Source organism: Thalassospira sp. MBR-102 (genome assembly GCF_040549275.1).
Classification (GTDB): Bacteria; Pseudomonadota; Alphaproteobacteria; order Rhodospirillales; family Thalassospiraceae; genus Thalassospira; species Thalassospira xiamenensis.
Map to the genome: position 1 here is coordinate 203,636 of NZ_JBEPTC010000002.1, position 19,183 is coordinate 222,818.

Genomic DNA, 19,183 nt, shown 5'->3' on the forward strand with positions numbered 1-19,183 from the left:
GCTGGGCCAGGGTTTAGAGGTTGGCGTGAAGAAGCTTTTTGACCGCCTGTTTGGCAGTCTGGTTTTCAAGATCGGGATCGCAATTGTCATTGTCGAAACCATACTGCTTGGCCTATTTGGTGGTTACTATGTTCAATATTTCGGTGCAGAAATTGATCGGCGGATCGCCGAACAGATCAGTGCGCCCGGCCGCCTGATTCAGGATGAACAGCTCAAGATTTCCGTCATTAGCGATCCCAAGCAGCTTGAACTGCTGTTGGGACCGCATCTTCGCGAAGCCATGGCCATAGGCTTTGATGGTACGATCTATCACGCTATGGACCCGATGCTGATCGGATCCGATATTGCCTCTGTCCCGGATTTCCCCAAAGACCGGCTTTCTGCTGATTTGCGCAGTCAGGTGCTGTTTACCACCGATGGCCCGGATGGCCGCAACATGGTCAGCATCACACCCCTGTTCAGCCTGAACGCCAACCAGCCCTTCATGTTTGCTTATTTCAAGGTCTCGACCCTCGGTCTGGAACAAAGCCAGCGACAGATGCAGTCGGTTCTGCTGATCGGCTCGGTTCTGTGCATTCTGATGACGTCGGGACTGATTTTCCTTTTCATGCAGCAAACCGTTCTGCGTCGCCTGATCACGGCAGCGCAATTTGTTTCTGAAATCCAGTTTGGAAAGCTTAGCGCCCGCTTGAAACCGGCTGGTCGCGACGAAATCGGCGCGCTTGAACGTGGCCTGAACACCATGGCCGAAAGCCTGGAGCGGCGCACCAACCAGCACCAGATCGCCCAAGAGGCCCTTCGCGATAGCGAGGAACGTTTCCGCGACTTTACCCTGTCGTCCGCCGACTGGTACTGGGAAATGGGGCCGGACCTTAAAATCGCGTTTGCATCCTACAAATTCTATCAGCTGATCGAAGAACTGAACGGCTCCCCGCAGGGTCAATCCTTTGACAAACTGGGCCTCAAAGCCGAAACAGATCATAGCTGGAACAGTCTGGTCAAACGGCTCGAAAGTCATCTTGCATTCCAGAATTTCGAATTTTCCTGGATGTCGCGGGACGGACAAAAACATTTCGGGCGCATCAATGGCGTCCCGGTTTTTGATCTTGATGGCTCGTTCAAGGGGTATCGTGGCACCGGTAGTGACGTCACATCACAGCACCGCGCGACCGAAGAACAGCATGCCCTGCAACGTCAGCTCGCCACGTCACAAAAACTCGAAGCCGTCGGTCAGATGGCAGGCGGCGTGGCGCATGAATTCAACAATTGCCTTGCAGGTATTCTAAGCTTTGCCGAAGTAGCTCGCGCGAAAATTGATGATCCGGAACGGGTCAAGGAATATCTGGACCATGTGATTTCCCTTGGCGAACGCGCCACCAGTGTCGCCGATCAGCTTCTGATGTTCTCGCGCCGCCGGATTGATCAGCCGACCGTCGTTCAGGTCGATACAGCCATTACCGAAATGGAAAAGCTGCTGATCACGCTGCTGGAACACCGTATTGAATTGCAAATCTGGGCCAATGATGCCCCGCTATATACGCGGGTTGACCCGACACAGCTATCGGCCTGCATCCTGAACCTTGCGATCAATGCCCGTGATGCGATGCCCGATGGCGGCACATTGCAGATTTCCTGCTATGGCGCGACAGTCCCGCCTGCGGATGAACGCTCCCCCGATGACGAAGATGACATCTTCCCGAAGGCCGCCGCAGGCGACTATGTCGTGGTAACAGTTCAGGATACCGGCACCGGCATTCCTGCCGACATTCTTGGCAACATCTTCGAACCCTTCTTCTCGACCAAGGAACCCGGCAAGGGCACCGGGCTAGGACTGTCGATTGTTCATAGCTGGGTCGAAGAATCGAACGGCTTTATCGATGTCGAAAGCGTCGAGGGCGAAGGCACGACCTTCTCGATCTATCTGCCGCGCTCAGAAGCCGGAAAGGTCAAGGCATCCGCCTTGCAGGAAATCGACTATTTTCCCGGCAATGGCGAACGGGTTCTGATTGTTGATGATGAGCAATCCCTGCGCACGACCGCCAAGATCATCCTTGAAGATGCCGGCTTTGATGCCCTTGTGGCCCGCAGTGCCGAAGAAGCCCTGCAAATCATTACCGAATCCCATAAAACAGATCGCATTGATGTCATTCTGACCGACGTTGTGATGTCGGGACTGAGCGGACCGCAACTTGCGATCGAGGCACAACGTCAATATCCCGATCTGGCCGTCGTCTTCATGTCCGGCTATCCGGCACGCACACGCAAGGAAATGGAAAAGATGCTGGGCGACTATATCTTTGTCAAAAAGCCGTTCCGCCCGGCCCAATTGCAAAAAGCCATTCACGAGGCCCTGGCCCATAAAACCGAACGCCAGCGTCTTTAGAAACCTTGTTCGATTCGTTCAAGCTCATCCAATGTTCTGGTCTTCCGCACGGCAAGCCCCCCGCACGCAAAAATTTTATTATTCCAGCCACAGATAACCCATTGATATAAAACGGCTCACAAAAATGTCATCGGGTTCAAATGCCACATTGTGACAGCTGTCACTTTAAAAGTGTTAATTGAAGCCTAATCTCTAAGTCAGAAGCAAGGATATCTCGATATGCAGGTATCACAACTTCACGAAATTTGAGGCGAGGATACAATGATCGGTTCAGTGGGTTCAGGACTAAGTTCAGCAGCGCAAGCCGTTAATGACGCCATTACGCCGGGTGGCGGAAAAGATGGCGTATCCGCACCGCTCGCCGCTGCAACCTCCTCCATCCAGAAGGCTCAGGGCCTTGCTCAGGTTATCGGGTCCATCGTTACGGAACATCAGCCGCTTGAAACCAGCGGTGCACGCGGTACCCGCGTCAATCTTCTAGCGTGATTTTTCCCTCTCGTTAGCTTCCTTGGGTGGTTTTGACCACCCCTTTTTCTGTGTGCGTCCCTGTCCACAGCGGTCCCACCCGCTACCCGCTTCAACGTCATGACAAAACCCGTTGATCATGCTAATGTTTTTGCAGTTTCAGAACGGATAAACTCATGGCAACCAACCGGATTGGCAGCAGCGCCACACAAACGGGCCTTCTTGATGCCCGATCCATGCCGCAAGGCGTGCCTTCGGGTACGCGCGGCCGTGTTGCCGCGAACATGGATCAACCTTCATCCGACAGCTTCATCGCCGCCCAGCTTGCCCGTCTGCGCAATCTGATCGCCGCCGACCAGATTGACCACAATGCGCGGCGCGGGACATATCTGAACATTGTCCTTTGATCAGGCCTTATCCTGGCCTACCCTTGCCTTGTGGGATGACCAAAAACCCGGATGTAACGTTCGACCTGCCTGGGATCGCCAGAAATCTTTTCCGGATTGTCTGAAAGCTTGACCGCCGGATGACCATTGGCACTTGTCACCTTGCACACCAGCGACATCGGCTCAAGCCCTTGTTCCCCCGCCGGATCACAACCGCGAAAATCATTGGTCAGGTTAGTGCCCCAGCCAAAGCTCATACGGACCCGGCCATGGAAATGCAGATAGGTTTCGATAATCGCATCAATGTCGAGATTGTCTGAAAAGACCAGAAGCTTCTCGCGCGGGTCCTTGCCGTGCTTTTCCCACCATCGAATGATCTGTTCACCGCCTTCAATCGGCGGCGCACTGTCGGGGCGAAATCCGGTCCAGTCCGCCAGCCAGTCGGGCGCGCCTTCAAGGAACGCCGCCGTTCCATATGTATCGGGCAACGCGATCAGAAGATTGCCGCTGTAATGCTGGCGCCATTGCTCCAGCACCCGATAAGGCGAAGCCGCAAGTTCGTCATCATTTTTGGAAATCGCCGCTTCGACCATCGGCAATTCATGGGCATTGGTACCAATCGCCTCGATATCCGCGGTCATTGCCAGCAACACATTTGACGTGCCGATGAACCGGTTGCCGATCCCTTCTTTCAGGGCCTCGACACACCAGCGCTGCCACAAAAAACCATGCCGCCGCCGGGTACCGAAATCGGCAAGAACAAGGTCTGGCAAATCGCGAAGCCGCTCAACCTTTTCCCAAAGCTTGGCCTTGGCACGCGCATACAGCACATCAAGTTCGAACCGCCCGCGATTGCGCAACACAGCACGCGACCGCAATTCGGTAATGATCGCAAGGGCCGGTGTTTCCCACATAGAACTATGCGTCCATGGCCCCGTAAAATGCAGTTCAAACTGCCCGTCGATCTTGCGCAGTTCATATTCCGGCAATTGGAAATCGCCAAGCCAGCGAATAAATTCCGGCTTGAACATATGGCTGCGCCCGTAAAATGTCGCCCCCGCCAGCCAGATCAGTTCCTGGCGGGTAAAACGCAGGCTGCGCGCATGGTCAAGCTGCGCGCGTAATTCATCTTCATCAATGATATCGCCAAGCCTTATATGATGGCTGCGATTGATCAGCGAAAAGGTAACCTCCACATCCGGATGTTCCTGCCAGATCGCCTGCAACATCAGAAGCTTGTAAAAATCGGTATCCAGAAGACTGCGGATGATCGGATCAAGCTTGAAATTGTGGTTATAGGTCCGTGTGGCAATATCGGTAACGGTCATGAACCACCTGTCAGATTGGCAAAGATGTTCGCTTTGACATAAGTATCAATGTCCCCCGGCGAAAGCGCCACCCCGCAAACATCCCGACCGGCAAAAAAAGAAGCCCCGTACAAAGTACGGGGCCAGTTTGTTTGTCCGGGTGTATGGACAAGGGAGCTTGCGCAAAAGCGTGAAAAAGGGTTCACGCAGTTGCCTGGTTTTCGCTCATCGAGCGAATGGGGTTTTCCAGCTTGTCGACGATTTCTTTCGGCACGATCTGCCAGAAATTGCCGCGTTCGCGATCCCAATTGTCAAGGATGGTGCGTGCAAAACCACTGTCGGTTTCCGCAACATGCTCTTCAATCAGCGAACGACAGACTTCGTCCCAATGCTGGGTTTCAATACGCTGGTACAGGATGGAGCCATCGTTGACGACATCCCCAAAGGTGCCCTCGACGTCATAGATGAACGCCATGCCGCCGGTCATGCCAGCACCGAAGTTCTCACCAACCGCGCCAAGGATCACGGCGGTACCGCCGGTCATGTATTCACAACCGTTCGAACCACATCCTTCGACCACAACCGTCGCGCCCGAGTTACGAACGCAGAAACGTTCCCCGGCCTGACCGGCTGCAAACAGCTTGCCCGCCGTTGCACCATAAAGGATGGTGTTGCCGATAATCGTGTTTTCGTTGGTCTTAAGCGGGCTTGACGGTCGCGGGCGCAATACGATGGTACCGCCCGAAAGACCCTTGCCGACATAATCGTTGGCATCGCCCTGAACTTCGATTTTCAGCCCCTGAACCGCAAACGCGCCCAGTGACTGACCGGCAGAACCGCGCAAACGTACATGCAGATGGCCCGGTTTCAGGCCGGTCATGCCATATTTCTGCGTGATCAGCGACGAAATACGCGTCCCGATAGCACGCTGCGTGTTCTGAATGTTGTATTGCAGTTGCATCTTTTCGCCGTCTTCAAGCAATGCACGCGCATCCTTGATCATCTGGGCGTCAAGCGTATCGGGCACTTCGTTGCGCCCCTCAATCGTGCAGTAACGCTTGTGATCACCGGCATCGGCCTGTGCAAGCAGCGGGTTCAGGTCAAGGTCAACAAGGTCCTTCGCACCGCGGTGAACCTGCTGCAGCAGATCCGAACGACCGATGATTTCCTGCAGGTTGTCATAGCCAAGCTCGGCCAGGATATCCTTGACCTCTTCGGCCATGAAGGTGAACAGGTTGACCAGTTTGTCCGCCGTACCGACGAACTTGGCACGCAATGCCGGGTCCTGTGTGCAAACACCAACCGGGCAGGTGTTCGAATGGCACTGACGCACCATGATGCAGCCAAGCGCAATCAGGGATGCGGTGCCGATACCGAATTCTTCCGCGCCCAGCATCGCACCGATCACCACGTCACGGCCGGTTTTGAACCCGCCATCAACACGCAGTTTCACCTTGCTGCGCAGGTTGTTCAGCGTCAGAACCTGATTGACTTCCGAAAGGCCCATTTCCCAAGGAATACCGGCATATTTGATCGAGGTCTGCGGGCTGGCACCGGTACCGCCATCATAACCTGAAATCAGGATGACGTCGGCCTTTGCCTTTGCCACACCGGCCGCAATCGTACCGACACCCGAACGCGACACCAGCTTGACGCAAACGCGGCAACGCGGGTTGATCTGTTTCAGGTCATAGATCAGCTGCGCCAGATCTTCGATGGAATAAATATCGTGGTGCGGCGGCGGCGAAATCAGGGTCACACCCGGCGTCGCATGACGCAACTGTGCGATTTCCACCGTGACCTTGAAGCCCGGAAGCTGACCACCTTCGCCCGGTTTTGCACCCTGGGCGACCTTGATCTGGATTTCTTCACAGTTGTTCAGATATTCGGCAGTCACACCGAAACGACCCGATGCCACCTGCTTGATTGATGAACGTGCGTTATCCCCGTTCGAACGCGGCCGGAAACGTTCACGCGATTCACCGCCCTCGCCAGAGTTCGATTTCGCACCGATGCGGTTCATCGCAATCGCAAGCGCCTCGTGGGCCTCGGTCGAAAGCGCACCGTGGGACATGCCCGGGGTAACGAACCGTTTGCGGATTTCGGTGATGCTTTCAACCTGTTCCTGACGAACCGGTTTGCGGTCAGAACGGAAATCAAGCAGATCGCGAAGATGAAGCGGTTCACGCGAACGAAGCCCCTCCGAAAACTTGCGGAAGGTATTATACGACCCCGTAGTGACGGATGACTGCAACGTGTGGATCAGCGGACCGGTCCAGACATGGCGTTCACCCGAACGACGATATTTGTAAAGGCCACCGACCGGAAGGGTCACAACATTGCCGTTAAACGCTTCCTTGTGCTGGGCAATGCAACGACGCTGGATACCCTGAAGGCCGATACCCGAAATGCGCGACGGCATGCCGGGGAAGAATTCCGCCACCAGCGACCGCGACAGGCCGATACTTTCAAAGTTATAGCCACCGCGATAGGAACTGATGATCGAAATGCCCATCTTGGACATGATCTTGAGCAGTCCGGCATCAATCGCCGCCTTGAAACGCTGCATGACTTCGGCCGTGCTGCCGACATTGGGGAACAGCCCGCGCGCATAACGGTCCAGAAGACCTTCCTGCGCCAGATAGGCGTTCACCGTCGTCGCACCTACACCGATCAGAACCGCAAAGTAATGCACATCCATGCATTCCGCCGAACGGACGTTAAGCGAGATATAGGTACGCAGCGACGTTTTCACGAGATAGCTGTGCACACCGCCCGTCGCCAGAACCATCGGGATTGCGGCACGCTCGGCCGAAATGCCCTCGTCGGTCAGGATGATATGAAGCGCACCGCCACGAACCGCTTCTTCGGCTTCGCGCTGGATGCGGGTGATCGCATCGCGCAGTGCCGACGCGCCGCCATTGATATCGAACGTGGTGTCGATTTCGACCGCCGTATCGCCCATATAGCCGCGCATTGCGTCATATTCGGCATTGGTCAGAACCGGGCTTTCAAGCTGCAGCAGGTCGCACTGGCTTTCATCCTCGTCAAGGATGTTGCCAAGGTTGCCAAGCCGCGTTTTCAGGCTCATGACGCGGGCTTCGCGCAAAGAGTCAATCGGCGGGTTGGTCACCTGCGAAAAGTTCTGACGGAAGAAGTGATGCAAACCGCGATACCGATCCGAGAGAATCGCAAGCGGGGTATCATCCCCCATCGAGCCAATGGCTTCCTTGCCGTCTTCCCCCATAGGATGCAGGATCAGTTCAAGGTCTTCGTGCGTAAGCCCCATTGCCTTCTGCAAGCGCAGAAGCGCTTCCTTGCCAAGGCGCGCGGGTTCAGTGTGCTCCGGCGAAATCAGGTCATCAAGCACCTTGGTGCGACCCACCCATTTCGACCAGTCACGACGGTTCGCAAGCTTATCCTTAAGCTCGCTGTCATGGTACAGCTTGCCTTCTTCAAGGTTGATGGCAATCATCTGCCCTGGGCCAAGCCGCCCTTTTTCAAGGCAGCTCTCCTCATCGATATGCACCATACCGGCTTCGGAACCGGCAATCAGAAGACCATTGCCCGTCACCGCATAACGCAGCGGACGAAGACCATTGCGGTCGGTACCACCCATCAGCCACTTGCCGCCATAAGCTGCCAGTGCCGCCGGGCCGTCCCACGGTTCCATCACCGCGTTGCAATAGGCATAAAGGTTTTTATAGCTGTCCGGCGTCGATGCCTTTTTCGACCAGGCTTCGGGGACCATCATGGTTTTCACCATCGGCAGGTCACGACCGGCACGCACCATCAGTTCGAACACGGCATCAAGGGCGGCCGAGTCAGATGACCCCGGCTGAATGACCGGTTTCAGATCTTCGATAGTGTCGGAAAATGCCTCGTGCGCCATGCGGGCTTCGTGGCTTTTCATCCAGTTGACGTTACCGCGCAGCGTGTTGATCTCGCCGTTATGGGCCAGAACACGGAACGGCTGCGCCAACGGCCAGCTCGGGAAGGTGTTGGTCGAATAACGCTGATGATAGACGCAGAAATTCGAAACGAACCGCTCGTCACGCAAATCCGGATAGAAAATATCGACCTGCTCGGCAAGGAACATGCCCTTGTAGATGATCGAACGGCACGACATCGAACAGATATAGAAATCCTTGATCGCTTCGGACAGGACCGCTTTCTCGACACGACGACGGATGGTGTAGAGATCGACCTCGAACTGGTCTTCATCAACGTCACCCCGCGCACCGATCAGAACCTGTTCGATTTCAGGCCGCGTCTGGTTGGCTTTTTCACCGATAACCGAAACATCCACCGGAACCTGACGCCAGCCAAGAATGCCGTAACCCTGTTTCAGGATTTCGGTTTCAACGATGGCACGGCACCGTTCCTGTGCCGACATATCGATACGCGGCAGGAATACCTGACCAACCGCAATCAGGCTTTCCGGCGCTTCCTGATTGATAACCTTCAGATACGCCTTAAAGAAATCCTGCGGGATTTGCAGGTGAATGCCTGCGCCATCGCCGGTTTTGCCGTCGGCATCAACGGCACCACGGTGCCAGATCGCCTTAAGCGCTTCGATACCGGCTTCAACGACCTCGCGACGCGGCTTGCCATCAATCGCACCGACCAGACCCACGCCACAGTTGGCATGTTCTTCGGCCGGATCATACATACCGTGCGCCGACAGATGTTCGGCATTCTTTTCAAAACGGGCGATCTCTTGCGCGCCACGGTCATGAATAATCTTGTTCATAACTCTCTCTCCTAATGCGGCAGCGGGCTTAAGCAGCAGCTTCTTTGCGCGCCAGCAAATACTCATCGATCCGGTCAGCCGCATCGCGACCGTCACGGATGGCCCAAACCACCAGCGACGCACCGCGCGCAATATCACCGGCGGCAAAAACGCCATCCAGATTGGTCATCATCGAACGGAAATCGATTTTAACCGTGCCCCAGCGCGACACACCCAGTTCCGGCGCATCAAACAGGGTCGGCAGGTCTTCGGGCTCGAACCCAAGCGCCAGAATGACCATGTCGGCATCCATGGTGTAGTTCGACCCTTCGATCAGTTCCGGGCTCTGGCGGCCACCGGCATCCGGGGCACCAAGGCGCATCTTGACCGCACGTACACCGGTCACCTTGTCGTCGCCAACAAAGGCTTCCGGGTTGGTCAGCCAGACAAATTCAACGCCTTCTTCCTCGGCATTGGCCACTTCGCGCTGGGACCCCGGCATGTTCGCACGGTCACGGCGATAAAGACATTTGACCGATTTCGCACCCTGACGGATCGCGGTACGGACACAGTCCATGGCCGTATCGCCACCGCCAATAACCACAACGTTTTTGTCTTTGGCATTCAGCGTGCCATCGTCATAGGCGGCAACCGTGTCGCCAAGGCCGATGCGGTTCGACGTCGTCAGATATTCCAGTGCCGGATAGATATTGCCAAGACCAACACCGGGCAGCTTCAGATCGCGGGACTTGTAAACACCCGTGGCGATCAGAACGCTGTCATGTTTGCGGCGCAGTTCATCAAGCGTCGCGTCGCGGCCAACCTCGAATTCGGTGTGCATGACGACACCACCTTCTTCAAGCAGCTTCACACGGCGTTCAACGATATGTTTTTCAAGCTTGAAACCCGGAATCCCGTAAACCAGCAACCCACCCATGCGGTCATAGCGGTCATAGATATGGACTTCATATCCTTTAAGGCGCAGTTGTTCCGCAGCCGCCATGCCTGCCGGGCCACCACCGATGATCCCGACCGACATGCCGTTTTCCTGCGTCGGCTTGGGTGCCTTGACCCAGCCATTCGCAAAGGCGGTATCGGTAATGTATTTCTCGACCGACCCAATCGTGACCGCACCATGCGTTGACTGTTCGATCACGCAATTGCCTTCGCACAGGCGATCCTGCGGGCAGATGCGGCCGGTCACTTCGGGCATGTTGTTGGTGGCCGCCGAAATGGCATAGGCTTCTTCCATGCGACCTTCGGTCGTCAGGCGCAGCCAGTCCGGGATGTTATTATACAAAGGACAATGGGCCTGACAGAACGGCACGCCACATTGCGAGCAGCGCGCAGACTGATCCGCCGCGGCTTCTGTCTCGAAACCTTCGTAAATTTCATTGAAGTCCGTGCGACGCTCGGATGCTTCTCTCTTGTGCGGATATTTTTGTTCAAGATGAACAAACTTCAGCATCTTTTCTGTCATAGCGGCCCTCTAAAAGGGTTTTATGTTGCGGGTTGGCTTTTGTATACGCGCCGGTTTTGCAAGAATCCAGCACAAAATGCATGATAGGTCAACATTGCTGACCATTATATCCCCAAATAAAATCAGGATATCGGGAATTTCGGGATTTAAAGCGCTGAAAGAAAGTTTCATTAGTACCACAATGGTACTATTAATGCATTTCGTCTGTTTGCGCTAAGCTGCTATAAGCGGTGAGTTTTTGCCGATAACAGCGATCGAGGCCGGGGTGACGTTACAACATATAATTCTTCTGGCGGTCATCCAGGGGATCACGGAATTCCTGCCCATCAGTTCATCGGGTCACCTGATCCTGACCCCCGCCCTGACAGGGGCCGCAGATCAGGGTTTGTTGGTAGATGTTGCCGTTCATGTCGGTACACTGGCCGCCGTCCTGATCTATTTCTGGCGCGATGTTTTCGCGATGATCGGCGGATTCTTCTTCCTTTTGTCCGGTCGGATCAACCCCGGGGCCCGACTCGCCCTGCACATCATCCTTGCCACCATCCCGGTTGTCGCGGTCGGATTCTATCTGAAGGTCTCCGGGATCGAAGAACAGATGCGCTCGGTCGAAATCATTGCATGGACCACACTTGTATTTGGCATCGTGCTTTGGATTGCCGACAAGATCGGCATGACGATCAACCGGCTTGAACATATGCGTTGGGGCGGGGCGCTGTTCATCGGCCTTGCACAGGTTATTGCCCTCATTCCCGGCACCAGCCGTTCGGGCATCACCATGACCGCCGCACGGCTGATGGGCTATGAACGCGCCGATGCCGCACAGTTTTCCATGCTGCTGTCGATTCCGGTTATTCTGGGCGCGGGTCTTCTGGCCGGTATTGACCTGCAACAGTCCGGTGACATGGCCCTGACCATGGATGTCCTTCTCGCGGCGGGCCTGTCCTTCATTACCGCCCTGATTGCCATTGCCATGCTGATGAGCTGGCTTAAACGCTCCACCTTCACACCGTTCGCAATCTATCGCATCCTTCTGGGCGGCGGTTTGCTGGTGTGGATCTATGGCTATGGCGGCGGCCCGATCCCGCTCCTTGGATAAAACCGCAACTGACCATGTGATTGACGATGACAACCCGAATGTTTCTGCGTCCGCTTGATCCTGTTGCTGACGGTGCGGCTCTCCACGCCATTTTTGGTGATCCGGAATGCTGCACATGGCTTCCCGAACCGGCCTTTGCATCGGTCGCGGATACCATCGCAAAGCTCAAAGACTGGAACAGCGGCTTTGAAAAGACGTCATGGGTGGTCGCCGCGTCGCCGGATGGCCCAGCCCTTGGCCGCATCGCCCTTTATAATACCGGCGATGATCCTGACGTATGGGAAGCTGCCTGCATGATTTCCCCTGCGGCACGCGGGCAAAACCATGCCGCCCGTGCCCTGTCCCATGCAGTTGGGTATCTGTTTGAAACGACAAGCGCACGTCGCGTTTTTGCCGATATAGATCCGGATAACATTGCATCAATCCGGGTATTTGAAAAACTGGGCTTTACCCGCGAAGGTCTGCTTCGCGGGACCTGGAACACCCATATCGGCATTCGGGATTCGGTCATCTTTGGATTGATGAAAACAGATCCGATGCCCGATATCGGCCCGGCCCCCGTCGTGATGATATGAATTCGGTCCGACAACACGACCGGAAGGCATCAATCCTGCCAGATCGGCCCACCCGAAAGAATGACTTGCGCGCGCGCCGGGTCTTCCGGTGCATAACCGCTATCTTCGGCAAAACGCACTAAAAACGGCTCATGCGACATTAAAAAATCAATCGCACCCAGTTGGACTTCATTGCTGGTAATCCCGGCTTTCAGGTCATCAAGCCCCATACCGGTTTGCGCAAAAAGCCCCTCCAGCAACTCGTCATCACCTGCAATATGCGCGATTGCCCGAATGGCAAGCGTTTCTGCTGCTTCCTTGTTCATCGTCCATCTGCCCTTTGCCGCAAGACCTGTTTATTGACCAAAAGCACTAGCTGAACCACTTGGCCTTGGCCAACGCACGCCAGACAACCAGCCCGGCAATCACGATCAGAACCGTGCCGATCATACCGAAATTCTGCCCAAGCAACACGACAAGCCCCCAGAACCCGATAGTACCAAACCCGACAGCAAGTGCGAGGAACGCCGATTTTGTAAGGCTATCCTGATTTTTCTGGGCGGCTTCGGCGCGTTTGAGTTCGTCAACAATCTCGTACCAGGCAATCTGTTGCCAGCGGGAATATTTAAGGCCCTTGCGTGGACCTTTGCGCAGGAACTCGTCAAGCAGCTTGACGATATTGTTCGCGCGCTCCTCGGGTACGACATATTTGCCGAACCGCTCTTTCTTGCGCGGGCCTTCGTCTTCACTATCGATATCGTTCACCCAACCACTCCGAAAGCTGCCCGTTTTCAGGCCATGTCATCGGTCATAAGCGTTTCTGATTTATATCCGGTAAATCAGAAACGCCATGATGACGATCACACAGCACTTTATGCCCCGCAATGGATTGCAGGAAAAAGATCACGGCAGAAACCAGACGGTTGGAAATATCCAGGCTCAGGCAACAACCATTGCGGTAATTGCAATCACGCCAAATGCAAGAAGATGGATCATCATTTTCTCCTGTTGCTAGGGACATTCGTCCCGGTCAAACGTATGCATCTTACGTTTGTTCCTGATCCCTAATCTGCAAAACAGGTAATTTGATGGCGCAATTCCGCGCCAAAAACGGTGATCAAACAATCGTGACTGGGGAATATGGTGCGGGCGGCCGGACTTGAACCGGCAAGGTCTTTAAGGACCGGCGGATTTTAAGTCCGCTGCGTATACCAATTTCGCCACGCCCGCAAAGCGCTTACAAGGTTGGTGTCCAACCGGCAGAACAGGGTTCTAGCGCGGCTTTAAAAACGGCGCAATACCGGAATGCCTGATTTTATCAATCCGTAAAAGCCGAAATCCGATGCCATCGCACAAAAGCGAATGCGGCATTGCGACAGAATTGCCTGTCTTTCACCATATTACCCCCATTTTTCTGCGACACGGTTGCAAGGATCCCATCGGAATCAAACAGGCGTACCGGTTGACCGTGAAGAGGCGCAGCTACATTTCACTGGCTATCTCAGCATGTCTGGCATTTGCCATGCTTGGCCTTTTGCTGCGTCACGAAATCGTCCCGAATGCCAATGCCGAAGATGACGGCTCCGGTCGCCCCGACGCCCCGATTTTGCGCAGCGAAACACTGAACCGCGCCGCCAACCAGCAACGCCATATCGACCGCCTTTATGACAAGATGGAAAATGACCTGCTGGGCAGCACCATCGGCCCCCTGTTTCTTGACGATTCTGTTCCCGCGCCCGAACAGCCGCCCAATGCCCTTGCGCTTGGCACCGGGAATGCGACCACGATTGAAACCTTTGGCGGGCGCTCGGCACTGGCATCCATCGCCAAGAAACTGGATTTCGATACCGCAAATGGCACCTTCCCCAACCAGACCCGCCGCGGTGCCTCCCCGATCAGCCTTTGGGTCCATGGCAGCCAGACCGACATCGAAAACAGGGTTACCGATACCGGCTATAACCCGAACCTCAGCGGTGACGTCATTTCAATCGATACCGGGGTCGATTATCTGGTGGATGACAGCCTGATCATCGGGCTTGGCGTTGGCTGGGGCAGCACGCTTAGCGAGGCCGCCGCCCGTCAGGTACTGTATCGGGAAAACAACGTGACCTTTTCCCCCTATTTCGTGTCGCGCATGACCGAATGGCTTAACATTCGTGGCAGTGTGGGGATGGGCACAAGTACCATCACCCAGTCCGCCATCGATGGCGGCCCGGATGATCTCAGTTACGCCGAAAATCTTGAAAGTTCGACACTATCAAGCTCGATTGGTTTTGGCACCGAATACGACCTTGGTTTTCTGCCCGTCACCGTAAGCCTTGATGGCGACATCATCACCGCCCGCGAAGAATTTGAAAGCGCACGCGGTGCCGACGGGTCACTGATCCCGGCCAGAACCGCCCTGACCCAGCTTTTCGACAGCACCGCCGAGGCCCGCTACAACCTCGTGCTGGGTGATCATCGCCTTGTGCCCTTCGCCGGACAGGATCAAACCATCACCCTGATGAACCAGGGATACGGTCGATCCACCAATCGCCGCTACTTTGCCGGAAGCGAATATGCCTATGACCCGTGGAATTTCGGTTTATCACTCGAAGGATTCCGCGAATTTGCACCCAATACCGATCCCTTGGAAGGTGTTCGCTCTGAACTCAGCCTCAGTTCCGAACTCCCCTATGGCTACGGTATTCTAAGCCCCTATGTCACAAGCGAAAATACCAGTACCTATTCACAGCTGGGCGGCGGCATCACCCATGACTGGGGTGGCATTCCCGGCCAGATGAGCCTCGAAGTACAGCGCAAACTGACCTTTGCGACCGAACACAACAATCTGTCAGGGCTGATGACAATCCATTTCGATTTCTGATGCTTTCCCATGCGCGCCCCCATCTTGTGTCTTGGCGTAATAGTGCTGTGCGGTTAGGGTGCACAAAGAATTGAAACCGCCAAGACCAGCAGGTTCGCGCCATGACCCGATCCGATCGCGATGCGCCCGATACGTCCGACGCGCCCACCTCGCCCAACGCGCCCGCCGCGAAAGATACACTGACCCCGCCGGTGTTTGATCGCACCTTTCAAAAACAGTTCATCGATCTGTTGTTATGGCGGCGTGACGTACGGCGTTTTCGCACCGACCCGATCCCCGGGGACGATATTGACGACCTGATCAAGGAAGCCTGCCTTGCGCCATCTGTTGGCAACTGTCAGCCATGGCGCTTTGTAAAGGTCAACGATCCCGACCGCCGCAAAACCATCCGCGACAGTTTTGAACGCGCCAATCAGCAGGCGCTTAACGACTATCACGGCGAACGCGCCAGACTTTATGCGTCGCTGAAATTGCAGGGCATGGATCAGGCTCCCATACAGCTCGCCGTTTTCGCCGACGAGGAAACCGAGGCCGGCATGGGACTGGGCCGCAAAACCATGCCCGAAATGCTCGATTATTCCGCCGTCGCGGCCGTACAGCTTTTGTGGCTGGCCGCGCGCGTCAAGGGCATCGGGGTGGGCTGGGTTTCGATCCTTGAACCCGAAACCGTTCTCAAAACGCTAGACGTTCCGTCGCACTGGCGTCTGATCGCCTATCTGTGCATCGGCTATCCCGAAGAAGACCACGTCGTTCCCGAACTCGTCCGCGAAGGCTGGCAGGATCGCATCGATCCGGCTGCCCTGACGCTTGAACGCTAACCAAATTGATCATCAAAGGAAACCCCGATGTCCGCCGACAAAGGCCAACCGACCAATCCCGAACAACCCGCCAAGAAAAGCCTGCCGAACGGTCACTATTTCAAGATCATGGGCTATCTGCTGACTGCCGCATGGGTCGGCTACATTCTGGCGATTTCCGGGGGCGATACCACGCACCCGATGTTTGATTATATCTTTGTCGTTCCGCTGGCATTCTGGATTGGCGGCATGATCATCGGCAAAATCCTGCGCGCGCGCAGTGGTGCAGATCGGCCCTAGAGCCTTTTTATTCGCCCCTGCCGTCATTGCGGTCATTCCGGTGGCTTTTGCGTTCGTCCTCATAACGGTCGTTATCGGAAAAACCGCCCAGATTCATGATCCCGATGCCAAGACTGATGCCGCCAAACGTGATGAACAACCCGAAAAACAGCAACATGATAAAGATCGGCGCATCGCGTGATGCCATGGCAAGGCTGTAAATCCCGCCAATATCAAAAAACAGCACCAAGGCACCAAAAACCAGCGCCCCGAACCCGCCATAGGCGGTATGTTCAATCATGAATCTGACAATTGACCGGGCTTCGCGCGCAGCCCGGCTGTTGCGAATTTCATCCGTTTCCTTCGGGTCACCTGTCATACCGGTCCCTCCAACGCATCCTCAAACGATTGTCATAGCCGCAATGATAGCTCCGCCAAAATGATCAATCGCAATCCGCACGTTATGAAACGGCACCACTATCTTCGATAATCTCACGGCCGAGCTCGATGATCACCGCGCGAATGCGCTCTGATGCAAGGTCAACATCCTTGGCCTCTTCGCCCCGCACCACAAGCGTCGTGCCCAGCTTCCCCTCGCGCAGGAACGGATAGGACCCGATATCGGTATCGGGGAAATCATGCTGGATCTCGCCCAGGACCTTGGCAATCGTGCCTTCCGGGATATAACCGCCAACCGATCGCGATACCATGGGTCGCCCGCCGGTCAGCTGATGTTTGATCCCCTGGAACATCGCCTGCATGATCATCGGCACACCGGCCATGACATAGACATTTTCCATCCGGAACCCCGGTGCCTTGGAAACCGGGTTATCAATCAGATCCGCCCCCACCGGAATATGCGCCATGCGCAGCCGCGCCTCGTTCAGGTCGGCAGGGTTCTCATAATGGCTTTTCAGCAATTCATGCGCTTGCGGGTTCAGCTCGATCTCGACCCCGAACGCACGCGCCACACAGGGCGATGTAATATCATCATGGGTCGGACCTATGCCGCCCGTGGTAAAGACATAGTCGAACTTTGCCCGGCATTCATTGACCGTCTCGATGATCGTGGTTTCGATATCGGGAATCACCCGCGTTTCTGCCAGGCGAATGCCAAGCTTGTTCAGCTCCTCCGCCAGATAAGGCAGATTCTTGTCATGGGTCCGTCCCGACAGGATTTCATTGCCGATAATGATCAGACAGGCCCGAACCGCTTCAGACATCACAACCTCGTAAACTTGAACTCAATATTCAAATACGACCGCCAAGAGGGGTCGGATCGTCACAGAAAATCGCGCAACATCGCCACCAGCGGCACATCGGCAGGCGGCATCGGATAATCACCCAACCGGATCGGGCGCACCCATTTTACCTGCTGGCCTTCCATCGGGGTGATTTCCCCTTTCCAGACCCGACACAGATAAAGCGGCATCATCAGATGGAAATCATCATAGGTAAATGACGCAAAGGTAAAAGGTGCCAGACAGCTTTCGGTAATATCAATGCCAAGCTCTTCCTTAAGCTCGCGCACCAATGCCATTTCCGGCGTCTCGCCGGCCTCGACCTTGCCGCCGGGAAATTCCCACAGCCCCGCCATGGATTTGCCTTCGGGGCGTTGTGCGATCAAGACACGATGATCGGCATCCACCAGCGCCACCGCACTGACAAACACCGTTTTTTCGGGGATTTTTCCCTGCCGCAAGTCCACCGACATGCAGCCTCTTTCTGGATTTTGAATGGTCATGCGATTGTTTTATCCTGCATGGCGGCTTTCGCCAAGAGATGCATTTGACGGATACCCGCCCCTTCCCGATCCGGGTTGAAACGGCAATATCCTTTGCGTCATATTTCCCTGAAATAAAAAAGAACCCGATAGCGGGCTATCGCGTACAACAGTCAAAATCCAATCAATAATATCTGCTTTACGGTGACAATGCGCGTATTCAAACTGACGGCAAATGCCCTGATCGCGGCCCTGTTTCTCGCCGGTTGCGATAAGCTCGCCGCATTCAATCACCTTCAGGCTGGCGACTATCAGCCGACCGTTGCCGATCTGCGATATGGCGATGCGGATCGCCAGAAACTTGATCTTTATCTGCCTGCTGATCGCACAAAACCGGCCCCGTTGATCGTCTGGTTTTATGGCGGATCATGGGATTCGGGCGATAAGGCAAAATACGCTTTCGTCGCCAAACGCTTTACCGAAATGGGCTATGCCGTCGCCATCCCCGATTACCGGCTGGTGCCTGAAATCCGTTTCCCGGAATTCATCAAGGACGGCGCAAAAGCCCTCGCCTTCATCAAGCAATACAGCCATGACCATCCCGACCGCATCACCACAGGTCCAATCATCCTGGCCGGTCATTCCGCCGGTGCCTATAACGCGGTTCAACTGGTGGCCGATCAATCCTATCTGGCATCCGTGGGGATGACCGCCAACGACATTGCCGGGATCATCGGGCTGTCCGGCCCCTATGATTTCTATCCCTACGACGTCAAGGCAACCCAAATCGCCTTTGGCGATACCCCCGCCGCCCAAAGCCAGCCGGTCGAGCAGGATTTATTCCACATGCCGCCGATGCTTCTGATCACCGGCAACCGCGATCACACGGTCTATCCCCGCAATTCCCGCCGATTGGCCGAACTCGCCCCGGACACGAAACTGATTGAAATCGCCGACACCGGCCATGCCGGAACCCTCATTGCTCTGGGCAGTATCCTGACCGAAAACCGGGAAATTCTGGCACCAATGTCTACGTTTCTAACCAAACATCTGCCCGCGCCAACAAAGAGGACTGACGCATACTGAAACGTGCATCAGCCGCAATAGTCGTCGTC

18 protein-coding genes and 1 tRNA gene are annotated in these 19,183 nt (G+C 55.3%); 10 read left to right on the plus strand and 9 right to left on the minus strand.

The annotated features are described in order from the left end of the window. Positions 1-25: 25 nt before the first annotated feature. The 3 genes from ABIE64_RS04400 to ABIE64_RS04410 all read left to right on the plus strand — a co-directional run bounded on the left by ABIE64_RS04400 (position 26) and on the right by ABIE64_RS04410 (position 3,255). The gene (locus ABIE64_RS04400; RefSeq protein WP_341364964.1) at positions 26-2,383 is read left to right on the plus strand and encodes an ATP-binding protein; all 2,358 of its coding nucleotides are present in this window, start codon (positions 26-28) and stop codon (positions 2,381-2,383) included. A gap of 261 nt (positions 2,384-2,644) precedes the next feature. Next, a complete protein-coding gene (locus ABIE64_RS04405) occupies positions 2,645-2,869 on the plus strand; it encodes a hypothetical protein (protein WP_063094333.1) in 225 nt (74 codons plus the stop codon). 155 nt (positions 2,870-3,024) lie between these two features. Then, a complete protein-coding gene (locus ABIE64_RS04410; RefSeq protein WP_007091670.1) occupies positions 3,025-3,255 on the plus strand; it encodes a hypothetical protein in 231 nt (76 codons plus the stop codon). A 17-nt stretch (positions 3,256-3,272) separates the two neighbouring features. On the opposite strand, the gene pncB is transcribed toward ABIE64_RS04410, so the two are convergent. From pncB to ABIE64_RS04425, 3 genes are all read right to left on the minus strand, one after another. Further along, the gene (gene pncB / locus ABIE64_RS04415; protein WP_354376731.1) at positions 3,273-4,562 is read right to left on the minus strand and encodes a nicotinate phosphoribosyltransferase; all 1,290 of its coding nucleotides are present in this window, start codon (positions 4,560-4,562) and stop codon (positions 3,273-3,275) included. 181 nt (positions 4,563-4,743) lie between these two features. Further along, positions 4,744-9,294, minus strand: coding sequence for a glutamate synthase large subunit (gltB, locus tag ABIE64_RS04420; protein ID WP_110252465.1), 4,551 nt, complete (start codon positions 9,292-9,294; stop codon positions 4,744-4,746). A 28-nt stretch (positions 9,295-9,322) separates the two neighbouring features. After that, positions 9,323-10,753, minus strand: a complete 1,431-nt coding sequence (locus ABIE64_RS04425) for an NAD(P)-dependent oxidoreductase (RefSeq protein WP_007091673.1) — start codon at positions 10,751-10,753, stop codon at positions 9,323-9,325. Positions 10,754-11,018: 265 nt separating this feature from the next. Between ABIE64_RS04425 and ABIE64_RS04430 the strand changes: the two genes are divergently transcribed. Together ABIE64_RS04430 and ABIE64_RS04435 are read left to right on the plus strand one after the other, a co-directional pair. Further along, the gene (locus ABIE64_RS04430) at positions 11,019-11,849 is read left to right on the plus strand and encodes an undecaprenyl-diphosphate phosphatase (RefSeq protein WP_181849865.1); all 831 of its coding nucleotides are present in this window, start codon (positions 11,019-11,021) and stop codon (positions 11,847-11,849) included. A gap of 38 nt (positions 11,850-11,887) precedes the next feature. After that, positions 11,888-12,424 carry a GNAT family N-acetyltransferase gene (locus ABIE64_RS04435; protein WP_037987036.1) on the plus strand — a complete coding sequence of 179 codons (537 nt, stop codon included), beginning with the start codon at positions 11,888-11,890 and terminating at the stop codon, positions 12,422-12,424. A 29-nt stretch (positions 12,425-12,453) separates the two neighbouring features. Here the strand turns inward: ABIE64_RS04435 and ABIE64_RS04440 are convergent, their stop codons facing one another. Then, positions 12,454-12,729 (minus strand): DUF3572 domain-containing protein, encoded by a 276-nt coding sequence (locus ABIE64_RS04440; RefSeq protein WP_037987034.1) that lies wholly within the window; start codon positions 12,727-12,729, stop codon positions 12,454-12,456. A gap of 46 nt (positions 12,730-12,775) precedes the next feature. After that, the gene (locus tag ABIE64_RS04445) at positions 12,776-13,168 is read right to left on the minus strand and encodes a hypothetical protein (RefSeq protein WP_007091677.1); all 393 of its coding nucleotides are present in this window, start codon (positions 13,166-13,168) and stop codon (positions 12,776-12,778) included. A gap of 85 nt (positions 13,169-13,253) precedes the next feature. Here ABIE64_RS04445 and ABIE64_RS04450 point away from each other — a divergent pair, with 85 nt between their 5' ends. Then, a complete protein-coding gene (locus ABIE64_RS04450) occupies positions 13,254-13,418 on the plus strand; it encodes a hypothetical protein (RefSeq protein WP_354376732.1) in 165 nt (54 codons plus the stop codon). Positions 13,419-13,544: 126 nt separating this feature from the next. Here the strand turns inward: ABIE64_RS04450 and ABIE64_RS04455 are convergent. Beyond that, positions 13,545-13,633, minus strand: a tRNA-Leu gene (locus tag ABIE64_RS04455). 292 nt (positions 13,634-13,925) lie between these two features. Here ABIE64_RS04455 and ABIE64_RS04460 point away from each other — a divergent pair. The 3 genes from ABIE64_RS04460 to ABIE64_RS04470 all read left to right on the plus strand — a co-directional run bounded on the left by ABIE64_RS04460 (position 13,926) and on the right by ABIE64_RS04470 (position 16,366). Continuing rightward, on the plus strand, positions 13,926-15,269 hold the full coding sequence (locus tag ABIE64_RS04460) for a hypothetical protein (protein ID WP_354376733.1): 1,344 nt from the start codon (positions 13,926-13,928) through the stop codon (positions 15,267-15,269). Between the two features lie 101 nt (positions 15,270-15,370). Continuing rightward, positions 15,371-16,087 carry a 5,6-dimethylbenzimidazole synthase gene (gene bluB / locus ABIE64_RS04465; RefSeq protein ID WP_354376734.1) on the plus strand — a complete coding sequence of 239 codons (717 nt, stop codon included), beginning with the start codon at positions 15,371-15,373 and terminating at the stop codon, positions 16,085-16,087. 27 nt (positions 16,088-16,114) lie between these two features. Next, on the plus strand, positions 16,115-16,366 hold the full coding sequence (locus tag ABIE64_RS04470) for a hypothetical protein (protein ID WP_007091680.1): 252 nt from the start codon (positions 16,115-16,117) through the stop codon (positions 16,364-16,366). A 7-nt stretch (positions 16,367-16,373) separates the two neighbouring features. Here ABIE64_RS04470 and ABIE64_RS04475 read toward each other — a convergent pair whose 3' ends face one another. From ABIE64_RS04475 to mutT, 3 genes are all read right to left on the minus strand, one after another. Beyond that, the gene (locus tag ABIE64_RS04475) at positions 16,374-16,724 is read right to left on the minus strand and encodes a hypothetical protein (protein ID WP_354376735.1); all 351 of its coding nucleotides are present in this window, start codon (positions 16,722-16,724) and stop codon (positions 16,374-16,376) included. A gap of 82 nt (positions 16,725-16,806) precedes the next feature. Next, entirely contained in the window at positions 16,807-17,568 is a 762-nt protein-coding gene (locus ABIE64_RS04480; RefSeq protein ID WP_354376736.1) for a competence/damage-inducible protein A, read from the minus strand. A 59-nt stretch (positions 17,569-17,627) separates the two neighbouring features. Further along, positions 17,628-18,059 (minus strand): 8-oxo-dGTP diphosphatase MutT, encoded by a 432-nt coding sequence (gene mutT / locus ABIE64_RS04485; protein ID WP_007091683.1) that lies wholly within the window; start codon positions 18,057-18,059, stop codon positions 17,628-17,630. 219 nt (positions 18,060-18,278) lie between these two features. Between mutT and ABIE64_RS04490 the strand changes: the two genes are divergently transcribed. Next, positions 18,279-19,154, plus strand: a complete 876-nt coding sequence (locus ABIE64_RS04490; protein WP_354376737.1) for an alpha/beta hydrolase — start codon at positions 18,279-18,281, stop codon at positions 19,152-19,154. Positions 19,155-19,183 lie beyond the last annotated feature (29 nt).